This is a genomic window from Frigoribacterium sp. CF331 (assembly GCF_057787905.1).
Map to the genome: position 1 here is coordinate 3,248,602 of NZ_CM173545.1, position 15,924 is coordinate 3,264,525.

14 protein-coding genes are annotated in these 15,924 nt (G+C 71.2%); all 14 read left to right on the top strand.

Annotated elements, in window-relative coordinates:
- The first annotated feature begins 5 nt into the window (after positions 1 to 5).
- On the top strand, positions 6 to 671 hold the full coding sequence (rpe, locus tag AC3CCI_RS15060) for a ribulose-phosphate 3-epimerase (RefSeq protein WP_488627668.1): 666 nt from the start codon (positions 6 to 8) through the stop codon (positions 669 to 671).
- Positions 668 to 931, top strand: coding sequence for a phosphoribosyl-ATP diphosphatase (locus AC3CCI_RS15065; protein ID WP_056256365.1), 264 nt, complete (start codon positions 668 to 670; stop codon positions 929 to 931). Before rpe ends, AC3CCI_RS15065 begins: the two co-directional genes overlap by 4 nt.
- 64 nt (positions 932 to 995) lie before the next feature.
- Positions 996 to 1,835, top strand: coding sequence for an ATP phosphoribosyltransferase (hisG, locus tag AC3CCI_RS15070; RefSeq protein ID WP_354594231.1), 840 nt, complete (start codon positions 996 to 998; stop codon positions 1,833 to 1,835).
- A 2-nt stretch (positions 1,836 to 1,837) separates the two neighbouring features.
- Complete coding sequence (gene hisF, locus AC3CCI_RS15075; RefSeq protein ID WP_488627669.1) at positions 1,838 to 2,629, top strand: imidazole glycerol phosphate synthase subunit HisF; 792 nt, start codon at positions 1,838 to 1,840, stop codon at positions 2,627 to 2,629.
- A 78-nt stretch (positions 2,630 to 2,707) separates the two neighbouring features.
- On the top strand, positions 2,708 to 3,124 hold the full coding sequence (hisI, locus tag AC3CCI_RS15080) for a phosphoribosyl-AMP cyclohydrolase (protein ID WP_488627670.1): 417 nt from the start codon (positions 2,708 to 2,710) through the stop codon (positions 3,122 to 3,124).
- A complete protein-coding gene (locus AC3CCI_RS15085; RefSeq protein ID WP_488627671.1) occupies positions 3,117 to 4,649 on the top strand; it encodes an anthranilate synthase component I in 1,533 nt (510 codons plus the stop codon). Before hisI ends, AC3CCI_RS15085 begins: the two co-directional genes overlap by 8 nt.
- Positions 4,649 to 5,293, top strand: a complete 645-nt coding sequence (locus AC3CCI_RS15090; RefSeq protein WP_488627672.1) for a Trp biosynthesis-associated membrane protein — start codon at positions 4,649 to 4,651, stop codon at positions 5,291 to 5,293. Before AC3CCI_RS15085 ends, AC3CCI_RS15090 begins: the two co-directional genes overlap by 1 nt.
- Positions 5,294 to 5,374: 81 nt before the next feature.
- On the top strand, positions 5,375 to 5,653 hold the full coding sequence (locus AC3CCI_RS15095) for a DUF6704 family protein (RefSeq protein WP_354594332.1): 279 nt from the start codon (positions 5,375 to 5,377) through the stop codon (positions 5,651 to 5,653).
- Entirely contained in the window at positions 5,654 to 6,427 is a 774-nt protein-coding gene (trpC, locus tag AC3CCI_RS15100; RefSeq protein ID WP_354594227.1) for an indole-3-glycerol phosphate synthase TrpC, read from the top strand. It begins immediately after the preceding gene.
- Positions 6,428 to 6,429: 2 nt separating this feature from the next.
- Positions 6,430 to 7,638, top strand: a complete 1,209-nt coding sequence (gene trpB, locus AC3CCI_RS15105; RefSeq protein WP_488627673.1) for a tryptophan synthase subunit beta — start codon at positions 6,430 to 6,432, stop codon at positions 7,636 to 7,638.
- Complete coding sequence (gene trpA, locus AC3CCI_RS15110) at positions 7,635 to 8,450, top strand: tryptophan synthase subunit alpha (protein WP_488627674.1); 816 nt, start codon at positions 7,635 to 7,637, stop codon at positions 8,448 to 8,450. The genes trpB and trpA overlap by 4 nt, the downstream gene beginning before the upstream one ends.
- Positions 8,451 to 8,535: 85 nt before the next feature.
- Positions 8,536 to 9,534, top strand: a complete 999-nt coding sequence (gene lgt, locus AC3CCI_RS15115) for a prolipoprotein diacylglyceryl transferase (protein WP_354594224.1) — start codon at positions 8,536 to 8,538, stop codon at positions 9,532 to 9,534.
- Between the two features lie 288 nt (positions 9,535 to 9,822).
- On the top strand, positions 9,823 to 14,400 hold the full coding sequence (gene gltB, locus AC3CCI_RS15120) for a glutamate synthase large subunit (RefSeq protein WP_488627675.1): 4,578 nt from the start codon (positions 9,823 to 9,825) through the stop codon (positions 14,398 to 14,400).
- Positions 14,393 to 15,850 (top strand): glutamate synthase subunit beta, encoded by a 1,458-nt coding sequence (locus tag AC3CCI_RS15125; RefSeq protein ID WP_354594222.1) that lies wholly within the window; start codon positions 14,393 to 14,395, stop codon positions 15,848 to 15,850. Before gltB ends, AC3CCI_RS15125 begins: the two co-directional genes overlap by 8 nt.
- Positions 15,851 to 15,924: the final 74 nt, after the last annotated feature.

Here is a 15,924-nt window from a genome sequence, read left to right on the forward strand (position 1 = left end):
GTCCCGTGTCGATCCGCATCAGCCCCAGCATCCTCTCGGCCGACTTCGCGAACCTCGAGCGCGACCTGCAGCGCATCGCCGACGCCGACCTCGTCCACGTCGACGTCATGGACGGCCACTTCGTCCCCAACCTCACCCTCGGCCTTCCGGTCGTGCAGCGACTGGGCGAGGTGAGCCCGCTGCCGCTCGACCTGCACCTCATGATCGACGACGCCGACCACTGGGCACCGCGGTACGCCGAGACGGGTGCCTTCTCGGTGACGTTCTCGGCAGAGGCCGCGGTCGATCCCGTCGCGACGGCCCGGGCCATCCGCGCCAACGGGGCCCGTGCCTCCGTCGCCGTGAAGCCCGGCACCGACCTCGAGCCGTACCTCAGGACGCTCGACGCCTACGACATGATCCTCGTCATGACCGTCGAGCCCGGCTTCGGCGGGCAGTCGTTCATGCCCGAGACGATGGCCAAGCTCTCCCGTGCGCGGGACGCCGTCCGCGCCTCGGGTCTCGACGTCTGGCTCGAGGTCGACGGCGGCATCACGACCGAGACGATCGTCACGGCGGTCGAGAACGGCGCCGACACGGTCGTCGCGGGGTCGGCGGTCTACGGCGGGTCGCCCGCCGAGAACATCGCTGCACTCCGGGCCGCCGCCGCGACGGTAGCCTTGACGTCGTGAAATCCTTCGACGACCTGTACTCCGAGCTCAGCGACAAGGCCCGTGACCGTCCCGAGGGGTCGGGCACCGTGGCCGAGCTCGACGCCGGCGTGCACCAGATCGGCAAGAAGATCGTCGAAGAGGCCGCCGAGGTGTGGATGGCCGCCGAGTACGAGGGCGACGTCGCGACCGCCGAAGAGATCTCGCAGCTGCTCTACCACCTGCAGGTCATGATGATCGCCAAGGGCATCACCCCGGCCGACGTCTACCGACATCTCTGAGCCGGCCTCCGTCACCCCCGTTCGTCAGGCCGCCCCCGCGGCTCCCCAGCAGACAGAGAACCCCATGCTCCGCGTCGCAGTGCCCAACAAGGGCTCGCTCAGCGAGACCGCCTCCGCCATGCTCGCCGAGGCCGGCTACACCGGTCGCCGAGACCCGAAGACCCTCCACGTCGAAGACCCCCGCAACGGCGTCGAGTTCTTCTACCTCCGCCCCCGCGACATCGCCACCTACGTGGGCTCGGGCGCGCTCGACGTCGGCATCACCGGCCGCGACCTGCTGCTCGACTCGCACTCGCCCGCCCACGAGGTCGCCCCGCTCGACTTCGGCGGGTCGACCTTCCGCTTCGCCGGTCCTCCCGGCCGGTTCGCCGACCTCCGCGAGCTGCAGGGCACACGGGTCGCGACGAGCTACGCGGGGCTCGTCGGCACGTTCCTCGAGGGCCACGGCGTCACCGCCACGCTCGTGCCCCTCGACGGTGCGGTCGAGAGCGCCGTCCAGCTGGGCGTGGCCGACGCCGTGGCCGACGTCGTCTCGACCGGTGCCACCCTCCGGGCCGCCGGGCTCGAGATCTTCGGCCCGGTCATCCTCGAGTCGACCGCCGTGCTCATCTCGTCCGACGCCGACGTCGACGGCCTGTCGGTGCTGCACCGGCGCCTCCAGGGCGTCCTCGTCGCCCGTCAGTACGTGCTGATGGACTACGACGTGCCCGTGGGCGCGCTCGACGCCGCCACCGCCGTCGCGGGCGGCATGGAGTCCCCGACCGTGTCGCCGCTGCACGACCCCGACTGGGTCGCCGTGCGCGTCATGGTGCCGCGAGCCGACACGAACCAGGTGATGGACGCCCTCTACGACCTCGGCGCCCGGGCGATCCTCGTCAGCCCGATCCACGCCGCGAGGCTCTGACCGTGTCCGCCACCGGTGCGGCCGCCGGCGACGAGTCGCTCGCCGTCCGGGTGATCCCGTGCCTCGACGTGGCGGCGGGCCGCGTGGTCAAGGGCGTGAACTTCCTCGACCTCCGTGACGCTGGCGACCCGGTCGAGCTGGCCCGGACGTACTACGAGCAGGGCGCCGACGAGATCACCTTCCTCGACGTGACGGCCACGGTCGACGAGCGGTCGACCACCTACGACGTCGTCCGCGCGACGGCCGAGCAGGTCTTCATCCCCCTCACCGTCGGCGGAGGGGTGCGCACGACCGACGACGTCGCCCGGCTGCAGGCAGCGGGGGCCGACAAGATCGGCGTCAACAGCGCGGCGATCGCCAGGCCCGACCTCATCGGCGAGATCGCCGACCGGTTCGGCGCCCAGGCCGTCGTCCTCTCGCTCGACGTGAAGCGCTCGTCCGGCACCGCGTCCGGCTTCGCCGTCACGACCCACGGCGGTCGCACCGAGACGACCCTCGACGCGCTCGACTGGGCCCGCGAGGCCATCGAGCGCGGCGCCGGCGAACTGCTGGTCAACTCGATCGACGCCGACGGCACCAAGCAGGGCTTCGACCTCGAACTCGTCCGGGCGATGCGCGAGCTCAGCCGCGTGCCGGTCGTCGCGTCCGGAGGCGCGGGCCGGCTCGAGCACTTCGCCCCCGCCATCGAGGCGGGCGCCGACGCCGTGCTCGCGGCCTCGGTCTTCCACAACGGCGAGCTGACGGTCGGCCAGGTCAAGGACGAACTGGCCCGGTCGGGGGCCGTCGTCCGCTGAGCCGGGCCGACGTCACCCACCCGACCACGTCACGGCACCGACCTACGCACCGCACCGCACCGCACCGAGGAGCACACCATGACCGACCAGCTGACGCGCGAGACGGTCGAGCCCGTCGTCGCCCGGGCCCGGTTCGACGAGTCGGGCCTGCTGCCCGCCATCATCCAGCAAGAGGGCACGAAGGACGTCCTCATGATGGGCTGGATGGACGCCGAGGCACTGAGACGCACGCTGACCGAGGGGCGGGTCACGTTCTGGTCGCGCTCCCGGCAGGAGTACTGGCGGAAGGGCGACACGTCCGGCCACGCCCAGTTCGTCCGGGCCGCGGCCCTCGACTGCGACGACGACGTGCTGCTCGTCACGGTCGAGCAGCTCGGCGCCGCGTGCCACACCGGTGCCCACTCGTGCTTCGAGGTCGACCCGCTCGAGCCGGCCACCGCCTCCTCGTCCCCGTCGTCCGGCGCCACCGACCCGACCGGAGGCCCGCGTGCCTGACGCACCGATCCGCACCTCGACGACCCGCGCGCAGTTCGACGAGCGGCTGGCCGGGCACCGGGTCGTCCCGGTCGTCCGAGACCTCTTCGCCGACGGCGAGACGCCGGTCGGCGTGTACCGCAAACTCGCCGACGGTCGACCCGGCAGCTTCCTGCTCGAGTCCGCCGCCCAGGGGGGCATCTGGTCGCGGTGGTCGTTCGTCGGCGTCTCGTCCTTCGGCGTGCTGACGACCGACGGCGGCGAGGCGAGCTGGATCGACTACGGCATCGACCGCGACCGGGCACTCGGCGACGCCTCGGGTCGTCCCCTCGAGGTGCTGTCGGCGCTGCACCAGCGCTGGGCGACGCCCCGCATCGACGGCATGCCGCCCCTCACGGGCGGGCTGGTCGGCTTCATCGGCTGGGAGGCCGTCCGCGAGCTCGAGCACCTGCCCGACGCACCCCCCGCCGAGTTCTCGGTGCCGTCGCAGGCGCTGAGCTTCGTCTCCGAGCTCGTGGCCCTCGACCACCGGACCGGCGCGGTGCTGCTCGTCGCGACCGCCCTGAACGACGGGACCGACGACGCCGACGCCCTCTGGGCCGACGCCCAGGCCCGCCTGGACGACCTCCAGTCGCGACTTGCCGCGCCGAGCGAGACGTTCCTCGCCGACGTCGACCTGTCGATCGAGTCGACGCCCACCCGGCGGACGACCGACGCGGAGTACTCGCAGGCCATCGAGCGGTCGAAGCGGTACATCCACGACGGCGACGTGTTCCAGGTCGTCGTCTCGCAGCGCTTCGACCACGAGGTGACGGCCGAGCCGCTCGACGTCTACCGGGTGCTGCGCACGCTCAACCCGAGCCCGTACATGTACCTGGTGACCCTCGACGACGTCGACGGTCGGCCGTACACGATCGTCGGGTCGTCGCCCGAGGCGCTCGTCAAGGTCGACGGCCGACGGGCCTACACGCACCCCATCGCCGGGTCGAAGCCGCGCGGCGCGACGCCCGACGAGGACCAGCACCTCGCCGACGAGCTCTCGTCCGACGAGAAGGAACGCGCCGAGCACCTCATGCTCGTCGACCTCGCGCGCAACGACCTGCTCAAGGTCTGCACGCCGGGCACCGTCGAGGTGACCGAGTTCATGCAGGTCGAACGGTTCAGCCACATCATGCACCTCGTCTCGAGCGTCGAGGGCGACCTGGCGCCCGGGCGGGACGCCATCGACGCCTTCCGTGCCACGTTCCCGGCCGGCACCCTCTCGGGTGCACCCAAACCACGGGCGCTCGAGATCATCGACGAGCTCGAGCCCGCACAGCGGGGCGTCTACGGGGGAGTCGTGGGCTACTTCGACTTCGCCGGGTCCGCCGACGTCGCGATCGCGATCCGCACGGTCCTGCTGCAGGACGGCGTCGCCCGGGTCCAGGCGGGCGCCGGGCTCGTCGCCGACAGCGATCCCGCCGCCGAGAACCAGGAGGCGCGCAACAAGGCCGCGGCCCCGTTGCGTGCCGTCGCGGTCGCCAACGCCATGTCGAGGCTGCGCTGATGACCGCCCGCCGCCTGAAGCTGACGACGATCCTGCTCGGCATCGTGCTGGCCGGGCTCGCCCTGCTCTCGTGGACCCAGGACTGGTTCCACGTCGTCGTCGCCTCGCCTCAGGGCGGTGACCTGCCCCTCGACGTCGCGGGCGACGTGGCCGGCGCCCCGTTGTCCGCGCTCGCGTTGGCGAGCCTCGCCCTGTTCGGTGCGCTCACGATCGCCGGCCGCGTCTTCCGCGTCGTGCTCGGCCTGCTGCAGGTGGTCCTGGGCGCCAGCGTCGTGCTGACGACGGCGACGGCCGTGGCCGACCCCGTCCGGGCCTCCGGCAGTGCCGTGACCACCGCCACGGGCGTCGACGGCACCGACTCGATCCGGGCCATCGTCTCGTCGGTCGAGCCGACGGCCTGGCCCTGGTTGGGCCTCGTGGCCGGCGTGCTGGCCGCGGTGCTCGGACTCGCCACCGTCCTGCTCTCGGGCGCCTGGCCCGAGGCCACCCGCAAGTACTCGGCCACCCGGCTGGTCTCGGCGGACCCCACGGCCGACCCCGCCGCCGCCTGGGACTCCCTCTCGGGAGGCGACGACCCGACCGACGACGGACCCCGTCCCGGCGGAGGCGGGTCGGGTCCGAGCGACCCGGGCGGCACCCGGTAGACTCGGCCCTCGTACCGACCTGATCCAAGGAGCACTGTGAGCACGAACACGACGAGCACCCCCTCCGGTGGCGACGCGCCCCTGAAGAACGCCCCGGCGAAGGTCGACTCCGGCTCGAAGGGCCACGACGCCGAGTCGGCCGACGACCTCGGTCACGGCAACTCGCCTGCGGCGTGGACGGCCGTGGTCATCATGCTGGTCGGCTTCGCCATCGGCACCCTCGCCTTCTTCCTCGACATCCCCTGGATCGTCTGGGCGTCGGCCGGCCTCGTCGTCGTGGGCCTGGTCGTCGGTTTCGTGCTGAAGCGGGTCGGCTACGGCGTCGGCGGGCACCGGTACGTTCCGAAGGCCCACAACTAGGTGCTCGACGATCTGTACGCGGGTGCCGTGGCCGACGCCGAGGCACGCCGCGAAGCGCTTCCGTTCGCCGCCGTCGAGGCGGCCGCCCTGGCACGCCCGGCCGCCCTCGACGCGCGGGCCGCGCTCAGCCCGGCCGACCGGGTGAAGGTCATCGCCGAGGTCAAGCGGGCCAGCCCCTCACGCGGCCACCTCTCGACCATCGCCGACCCGGCCTCCCTCGCCGTCTCGTACGCCACCGGCGGAGCGAGCGCGATCAGCGTCCTCACCGAGGGGCGCAAGTTCAAGGGGTCGCTCGCCGACCTCGAGGCCGTCCGGGCCGCGGTCGACGTCCCCGTGCTCCGCAAGGACTTCATCGCAGACCCTTACCAGGTCTTCGAGGCCAGGGCGGCCGGGGCCGACCTCGTGCTGCTCATCGTCGCCGGTCTCGAGCAACGCGTGCTCGTCGACCTGCACGACTTGGTGCGTCAGCTCGGCATGACGGCTCTCGTCGAGACCCACTCGGCCGACGAGGTGTCGCGTGGCCTCGACGCGGGCGCGACGGTCCTCGGCGTCAACGCCCGAGACCTGACGACGTTCGAACTCGACCGCGACCTCTTCGGTCGGTTGTCCGACTCGATCCCGTCCGGCGTCACGCGCGTCGCCGAGTCCGCCGTCCTGTCACCCGACGACGTCGCCCACTACCGGCGGGCAGGTGCCGACGTCGTGCTCGTGGGCGAGGCCCTCGTCACCCACGGCGACCCCGCCGACGCCATCACCCGTTTCCTGGAGGTCTGACCATGGCACTACGCGACGAGACGGGCCCCTACTTCGGCTCCTTCGGCGGGCGCTTCGTGCCCGAGTCCCTGGTGGCGGCCCTCGACGAACTCGACGCGGCCTACAAGGCCGCTGCGGTCGACCCCGAGTTCGCCGCCGAGCTGAACGCCCTGCACGCCACCTACACGGGACGTCCCTCGATCATCACCGAGGTGCCCCGCTTCGCGGAGCACGCCGGCGGGGCCCGCGTCATCCTCAAACGCGAAGACCTCAACCACACCGGGTCGCACAAGATCAACAACGTGCTCGGCCAGGCCCTCCTGGCCCGCAAGCTCGGCAAGACGCGGCTGATCGCCGAGACGGGGGCCGGACAGCACGGCGTCGCCACGGCCACGGCCGCCGCCCTCTTCGGCATGGAGTGCGTGGTCTACATGGGCCAGGTCGACACCGAGCGTCAGGCCCTCAACGTCGCCCGGATGCGGTTGCTCGGCGCCGAGGTCGTCTCGGTGACGACCGGGTCGCGCACGCTCAAGGACGCGATCAACGACGCCATGCGCGACTGGGTCGCGAGCGTCGACACGACGCACTACGTGCTCGGCACCGTCGCCGGCCCGCACCCCTTCCCCGCGATGGTGCGCGACTTCCACAAGATCATCGGTGAAGAAGCCCGCCAGCAGGTCCTCGACCTGACGGGATCGCTGCCTGACGCCGTGACGGCGTGCGTCGGTGGCGGGTCGAACGCCATGGGCATCTTCCACGCGTTCCTCGACGACCCCTCGGTGCGGCTCTTCGGCTTCGAGGCCGGCGGTGACGGGGTCGAGACGGGCCGCCACGCGGCCTCCATCACCCTGGGGCGCGTCGGCAACCTCCAGGGCACCCGGTCGTACCTCATGCAGGACGAAGACGGCCAGACCCTCGAGAGCCACTCGATCTCGGCGGGACTCGACTACCCGAGCGTCGGTCCCGAGCACGCCTGGCTGGCCGAGACCCACCGGGCCGAGTACCAGCCCGTGACCGACGACGAGGCGATGCAGGCCTTCCGCCTGCTCTCGCAGACCGAAGGCATCATGCCGGCGATCGAGTCGGCACACGCCCTGGCCGGCACGATCAAGCTCGGCCGCGAGCACCCCGACTGGACGATCCTGGTCTCGCTCAGCGGCCGCGGCGACAAGGACGTCGCGACCGCCAGCCGGTACTTCGGCGTCCTCGACGAGAAAGCACAGCAGCTGTGACGACCGACACCCCCACCGGCACCAGCAAGGTCGGCGCGGCCATCGCCGCGCGGCGCGAGGCCGGCACCGGGGCCGTCGTCGGCTACCTGCCGGTCGGCTTCCCCGACCTCGACACCAGCATCGACGCCGCCGTCGCGATGGCCGAGAACGGCATCGACGTCATCGAGCTGGGCATCCCGTACTCCGACCCGGTCATGGACGGCCCGGTCATCCAGGCCGCCACCCAGCGCTCGCTCGCCGAGGGCTTCCGCGTCCGCGACGTCTTCACGGCCATCCGCGAGATCACCGCCCGGGTCGACGCCCCCGTGATCCCGATGACCTACTGGAACCCCGTCGCGCAGTACGGTGTCCAACGCTTCGCCGACGACCTCGCGGCCGCGGGCGGCGCCGGGCTCATCACCCCCGACCTCATCCCCGACGAGGCCGGCGACTGGACGGCCGCCGCCGTGGCGGCCGACCTCGACCGGGTGTTCCTGGCCGCTCCCTCGTCGAGCGAGTCGCGCCTCCGTCAGGCCGTCGCCAGCAGCCGCGGTTTCGTCTACACCGTCTCGACCATGGGCATCACCGGTGCCCGCTCCGACGTCGACGCGGCCGCGAGCACCCTCGTCGCCCGCCTGCGCGAGGTCGGCGTCGAGAACGCCTGCGTCGGGCTCGGCATCTCGACCGCGCAGCAGGTGCGCGAGGTCCTCGAGTACGCCGACGGTGCCATCATCGGCTCGGCCTTCGTCCGCGCCCTGGCCGACGGCGGCGTGGAACGCCTCGCCGAGGTGTCGGCCGACCTGTCCTCGGGCGCCGCCCCGTCCGCCTCCTGACCCCTCGGGCGCGAGGGCACTCGCGCTAGAGTCGTCACCCGTCGGGTGACCGACGCCCCGAACCCCTCCGAAAGGCACACCGACCGTGTTCGTTCCCCTGAGCATCCCGAGCCCGTCGGCCGCGTGGCAGTACTTCGACGTCACCGCCTGGTTGAACTCGACCTTCGGGGCCTCGCTGCCCGGCTCGTTGCGCATCCACGCGTACGCCATCTGCATCCTGGTCGGCATCGTCGCCGCCGCGCTCATCACGAACCACCGTCTGAACCGGCGCGGCGCCGAGAAGGGCATCGTCATCGACGTGGCGATCTGGGCCGTCGTCTTCGGCATCGTCGGGGGACGGTTCTTCCACGTGGTGACCCACCCGGGCGACTACTTCGCCGGGCAGGAATGGTGGCGCGCCTTCGCCGTCTGGGAGGGCGGCCTCGCCATCTACGGCGCCCTGTTGTTCGGCGCGGTCGGCGTCTGGCTCGGCTGCCGCTTCACGGGCCTGAGGTTCACGGTCTTCGCCGACGCCCTGGCCCCGGGGCTGCTCGTCGCCCAGGCCTTCGGGCGTCTCGGCAACTGGTTCAACCACGAGCTCTTCGGCATGCCCACCGACCTGCCCTGGGGGCTCGAGATCGAGTCGACGAACGCGGCCTACCCGACCGGCCTGCCCGAGGGCACGCTCTTCCACCCCACGTTCCTCTACGAGATCGTCTGGATGCTGGCCGGGGTCGCCATCCTGCTGCTCCTCGAGAAGAAGTCGTCGATGCAGTGGGGCAAGTCGCTCGCGTTCTACCTCGTCTGGTACGGCATCGGCCGGGCCTGGTTCGAGTCCATCCGCACCGACCCCAGCCTGCTGTTCTTCGGCATCCGGACGAACGTGTGGATGAGCTTCTTCGCGATCGTCCTCGGCGTCGTGATCTTCGTCGTCGCCTCCCGGCGCCACACCGGCACCGAGCCCGGGCCCTACGTTCCCGGACGTGCTCCGAGCGACCGACCGTCTGCGGTAGACTCCGACGACACGTACACGGAGAACGACGAACCCGAGTTGGTCACCGTCGGCGCATCGGACGACAACACCGATCGCTCACCGCGTCCCTAGGTCGTCCACTCCACGACGACCGCGGGCCCGGCGCCCCACCGTCGCGGCGCCCGATCCCCTCCACCCCATCCCGGTGCGAGCGATCCGCCCGCGACACGGTTCTGTGCACGCGCCCGCGCCTCGTAAGATCGAGCGCAGTCGACGTCCCACGTCGGCGTGCACGCCCACGGTCGCCACGAGCCGACCTCTCCCGCCGCGTCGGGGCCGCCCACAGACCCCGGCCCCGTCAGGCACCTCGGGCCGACGACGTCCCGCCCCCTGTCGGATCTCTTCGTGAGGACGGATTCCATGGCTCTCACGCCAGCACACCAGCAGTTCAGCACGGTTCCCGAGGCCACCGGCCTCTACGACCCGCGCAACGAGAAGGACGCCTGCGGCCTGGCCATGGTCGCCACCCTCCGCGGAACCCCTGGCCACGACATCGTCGACACCGCCCTGCGGGCCCTCCGCAACCTCGAGCACCGTGGGGCCGTGGGCTCCGACGCCGGCACCGGCGACGGAGCGGGCATCCTCTGCCAGGTGCCCGACGAGTTCTTCCGGCACGAGGTCGACTTCGACCTGCCGCCCGCCGGTCGATACGCGGTGGGCATCGCGTACCTGCCCCTCGACGACCAGGAGCGAGCCGAGCTGAAGACCGGCATCGAGCGGATCGCCGACCTCGAGCACCTCGACGTCCTCGGCTGGCGTGAGGTCCCCGTGCGTCCGGAAGAGCTCGGCACGCTCGCACGGAACGCGATGCCGGCGTTCGAGCAGCTCTTCGTGGCCAGCCGCGACCACGACGCGGACGGCGTGCCGCTCGCCGGCGTTGCGCTCGACCGCCAGGCGTTCCGGCTGCGCAAGCGGGCCGAGCGCAAGCTCTCCGCCTACTTCACGTCGCTGGGAAGCCGGACCATGGTCTACAAGGGCATGGTCACCACCCTGCAGCTCGAGCCCTTCTACCCCGACCTGAGCGATGAGCGCTTCGCCTCGAAGCTCGCCATCGTGCACTCCCGCTACTCGACGAACACGTTCCCCTCGTGGCCGCTCGCGCAGCCGTTCCGCATGATCGCCCACAACGGCGAGATCAACACGGTCCGCGGCAACCGCAACTGGATGCGGGCCCGCCAGTCGCAGCTCGAGAACGAGCTGATCGGCGACCTCAAGCCCATCCTGCCGATCGTCAGCCCGGGTGCCAGCGACTCGGCCTCGTTCGACGAGGTCGTCGAACTGCTGAGCCTCACGGGCCGGTCGCTCCCGCACGCCGTCATGATGATGGTGCCCGAGGCCTGGGAGAACCAGGTCGACATCGACCCGACCCTTCGCGACTTCTACGAGTACCACTCCATGCTCATGGAGGCGTGGGACGGTCCTGCCGCCATCACGTTCACGGACGGCACGCACGTCGGTGCGACCCTCGACCGCAACGGCCTCCGCCCCGGGCGATACCTCGTGACCGACGACGGCCTCGTCGTGCTCGCGAGCGAGATCGGGGTCATCGACGTCGACCCCGCCAAGGTGGTCCGCAAGGGGCGGCTCCGCCCGGGCAAGATGTTCCTGGTCGACACCGAGGCCGGTCGCATCATCGAGGACGACGAGATCAAACGCGACCTCGCGACCGCCGCGCCCTACGGCGAGTGGCTCGCCGAGGGACGCATCCACCTCTCCGAGCTGCCCGAGCGCGAGCACATCGTCCACACCCCGGCGTCGGTCACGCGCCGTCAGCGCACCTTCGGGTACACCGAGGAAGAGGTGCGCATCCTGCTGACGCCGATGGCGAAGACGGGCGCCGAGCCCCTCGGTGCCATGGGAAGCGACACGCCGATCGCCGTCCTGTCCGAGCGCCCGCGCCTCCTGTTCGACTACTTCACGCAGCAGTTCGCCCAGGTGACCAACCCCCCGCTCGACTCGATCCGCGAGTCGGTCGTCACGTCGCTCAAGCTGGGCCTCGGCCCCGAGCGCAACCTGCTCGCGGCCACGCCGGAGCACGCCCGTCAGGTGATCCTCGACTTCCCGGTCATCGACAACGACGAGCTCGCCAAGATCCAGCACATCGACCCGAGCCCCGGATCGCGCCTGACGTCGACCATCCGGGGGCTCTACCGCGCCGACAAGGGCCCGCGGGCCCTCGAGAAGCGCATCTCGGCCATGTGCAACGAGGTCGACGACGCCATCGAGGCCGGCGCCGAGTTCATCGTGCTCTCGGACCGCGACTCCAACGCCGACTTCGCCCCGGTGCCCTCGCTGCTCATGATCGCGGCGGTCCACCACCACCTCATCCGCACCGAGAACCGCATGAAGGTCGGCCTGATCGTCGAGGCGGGCGACGTCCGCGAGGTGCACCACGTGGCCACGCTCATCGGCTACGGCGCGTCGGCGGTCAACCCGTACCTCGCGATGGAGACCTGCGAGAACCTCGTCCGTGCCGGCATGATCACCGGGTTGAGTCCCGAGGACGCCGTGCACAACCTGATCAAGGCCCTCGGCAAGGGCGTGCTGAAGATCATGTCCAAGATGGGCATCTCGACGGTGTCGAGCTACGCCGCCGCCCAGGCGTTCGAGGCCGTGGGCCTCAGCCAGGAGTTCGTCGACACCTACTTCACCGGCACCTCGTCGATGCTCGGCGGCGTCGGCATCGACGTCATCGCGGCCGAGAACAAGCAGCGCCACACCAGCGCGTACCCCAGCGACGGCTCGGTCATCGCCCACGAACGGCTCGCCACCGGCGGCGAGTACCAGTGGCGCCGCGAGGGCCCCCGCCACCTCTTCAACCCCGACACCGTGTTCCGGCTGCAGCACGCGACGCGCACGCGCCGATACGACATCTTCCGCGAGTACACGAAGCTCGTCGACGACCAGGCCGAACAGCTGATGACGCTCCGCGGGTTGTTCCGCCTCAAGCACGGGGTGCGACCGGCCGTGCCGCTCGACGAGGTCGAGCCGATCGCGTCGATCGTCAAGCGGTTCTCGACCGGGGCGATGAGCTACGGCTCGATCTCGCAGGAGGCCCACGAGACCCTGGCGATCGCGATGAACCGGCTCGGTGGCAAGTCGAACACCGGTGAGGGCGGCGAGGACGTCGACCGCCTGCTCGACCCCGAACGCCGCAGCGCCGTGAAGCAGGTCGCCTCGGGTCGGTTCGGCGTCACGAGCATGTACCTGACCCACGCCACCGACATCCAGCTCAAGATGGCCCAGGGCGCGAAGCCCGGCGAGGGCGGACAGCTGCCGCCGACCAAGGTCTACCCCTGGGTCGCACGGACCCGCCACGCCACCGCGGGCGTGGGCCTCATCTCGCCCCCGCCCCACCACGACATCTACTCGATCGAGGACCTCAAGCAGCTCATCTTCGACGTCAAGCGTGCCAACCCCGCGGCCCGTGTGCACGTGAAGCTCGTGAGCCAGTCCGGCATCGGGGCGGTCGCCGCAGGCGTGACCAAGGCGCTGGCCGACGTCGTCCTGGTCTCCGGTCACGACGGAGGCACCGGCGCGAGCCCCCTGAACTCGCTGAAGCACGCCGGCACGCCGTGGGAGATCGGCCTCGCCGAGACGCAGCAGACGCTGATGCTGAACGGCATGCGCGACCGGGTGGTCGTGCAGGTCGACGGTCAGATGAAGACGGGTCGCGACGTGCTCGTCGCCGCCCTGCTGGGCGGAGAGGAGTTCGGCTTCGCCACGGCCCCGCTGATCGTCGAGGGGTGCATCATGATGCGCGTGTGCCACCTCGACACCTGCCCGGTCGGCGTCGCGACGCAGAACCCCGAGCTCCGGGCGCGCTTCTCGGGCAAGCCCGAGTTCGTCGTGAACTTCTTCGAGTTCCTCGCGCAAGAGGTCCGCGAGTACCTCGCCGCCCTGGGATTCCGCAGCCTCGACGAGGCCATCGGCCGGACCGACGTCCTCGACGTCGACCGGGCCGTCGACCACTGGAAGGCCTCCGGTCTCGACCTCGCCCCCGTGCTGGTCGGCCCGACCTTCGCCGACGACGAGCCCCGCCGCAACCTCACGACGCAGGACCACGGTCTCGGCGACCACTTCGACGTCCAGCTCATCGAACGCAGCGCAGACGTGCTCGAGAACGGCGGCCACGTCGAGATCACTCTGCCCATCCGCAACACCGAACGGGCCGTCGGCACGATGCTCGGCCACCAGGTGACCCTGCGTCACGGCGAGCACGGTCTGCCCGACGGCAGCATCGAGGTCAACCTGACCGGCTCGGCCGGGCAGTCGCTCGGCGCCTTCCTCCCTGCGGGCATCACGCTCCGGCTCGAGGGCGACAGCAACGACTACGTGGGCAAGGGTCTCTCGGGAGGCAACGTCGTCGTGCGTCCGCCGCGGGGCAGCGGCTTCGCGGCCGAGGAGAACGTCATCGCCGGCAACGTCATCGGCTACGGCGCCACCCAGGGCAGCATGTTCCTGCGCGGCATCGTGGGGGAGCGCTTCCTGGTGCGCAACTCGGGAGCCAGCGCGGTCGCCGAGGGCGTGGGGGACCACGCGCTCGAGTACATGACCGGCGGGCTCGCCGTCATCCTCGGCGACACCGGCCGCAACCTCGGCGCGGGCATGTCGGGGGGGACGGCCTACGTGCACCGGCTCAAGCCCGAACGGGTCAACGCCGAGGCCCTGGCCTCGGGCGAGCTCGAACTGCACCCCCTCGGCAGCGCCGACGTCGAGATCCTGACCGACCTGTTGCAGCGGCACCTGGCCGAGACCGGGTCTCCCGTGGCCCGGCGGATGCTCGACGACCTCGACACCACGGTGGCCGAGTTCGTCAAGGTGCTGCCCCGCGACTACGCCGCCGTCCTCGCCACCCGGCAGACGGCCGTCGACGAGGGTCTCGACCCCGATGGCGACGAAGCATGGAAGAGAATCCTGGAGGTGACCGGTGGCTGACCCCAAAGGCTTCCTGAAGACGCAGACCCGCGAGCTGCCCAAGCGCCGCCCCGTGTCGGTGCGGCTCATGGACTGGAAAGAGGTCTACGAGCAACAAGAGAGCGGTGAGCTCCGACGCCAGGCCGGTCGCTGCATGGACTGCGGCGTCCCGTTCTGCCACCAGGGGTGCCCCCTCGGCAACCTGATCCCCGAGTGGAACGACCTGATGTGGCGTGGTGAGGGCCGTCAGGCGATCGAGCGACTCCACGCGACCAACAACTTCCCCGAGTTCACGGGCCGCCTCTGCCCGGCGCCGTGCGAGTCGTCCTGCGTGCTGGGCATCAACCAGCCGCCGGTCACCATCAAGCAGGTCGAGGTGTCGATCATCGACCAGGCCTTCGCGAACGGCTGGGTCACCCCGCACCCGCCCGAGCGCCTGACGGGCAAGACGGTCGCCGTCGTGGGCTCGGGCCCCGCCGGCCTCGCCGCCGCCCAGCAGCTGACCCGTGCCGGACACACGGTCGCGGTCTACGAGCGCGAGGACCGAATCGGCGGCCTGCTGCGGTACGGCATCCCCGACTTCAAGATGGAGAAGAAGCAGCTCGAGCAGCGCATCGCCCAGATGCAGGCCGAGGGGACCCGCTTCCGCGCCCGCGTCGAGATCGGGCGCGACATCGCCTGGGACGACCTGCGGGCGCGTTACGACGCCGTGGTCGTCGCGACGGGGGCCACGGTGCCCCGCGACCTGCCCATCCCGGGACGCGACCTGTCGGGCATCCACTTCGCCATGGACTACCTCGTGCAGCAGAACAAGGCCGGTGCCGGCGACACGGTGTCGGACCAGATCACGGCCGAGGGCAAGCACGTCGTCGTCCTGGGCGGTGGCGACACCGGAGCCGACTGCATCGGCACCGCACACCGTCAGGGCGCCCTCTCGGTGACCAACCTCGCCATCGGCCAGCAGCCGCCGGAGGAGCGCCCCGAGGCGCAACCGTGGCCCATGTTCCCCACCCTCTTCGAGGTGTCGAGCGCCCACGAAGAGGGCGGCGAACGCGTCTACCTCGCCTCGACGGTCGAGTTCCTGACGAACGAGGTCGGCGAGGTGCGGGCCATCCGAGTCGCCGAGACCGAGTACCTCGACGGACGTCGCGTGCCGAAGGCGGGCACCGAGCGCGAGGTCCCCGCCGACCTCGTCCTCCTCGCCCTCGGTTTCACCGGCCCCGAGCGGGAGACCATCGAGGAGCAGCTGCGCCTCACCTTCGACGGCCGCGGGTCCCTCGAACGCGGCGCGACCTACGAGACCGGGGAGCCCGGCGTGTTCGTCACGGGGGACGCCGGCCGCGGACAGTCCCTCATCGTCTGGGCCATCGCCGAGGGTCGCGCGACGGCGTCGGCCGTCGACGCCTACCTCGAGGGCGAGACCGTGCTGCCCTTCCCGGTGAAGCCCACTGATCGGTCCCTCTCGGTCTGATCCCGCCATCCGACGGGAATAAGGTGGTCGTCGGGTCTGCAGTCGTCCCACCACCCTTCCCCCCACACGAACGG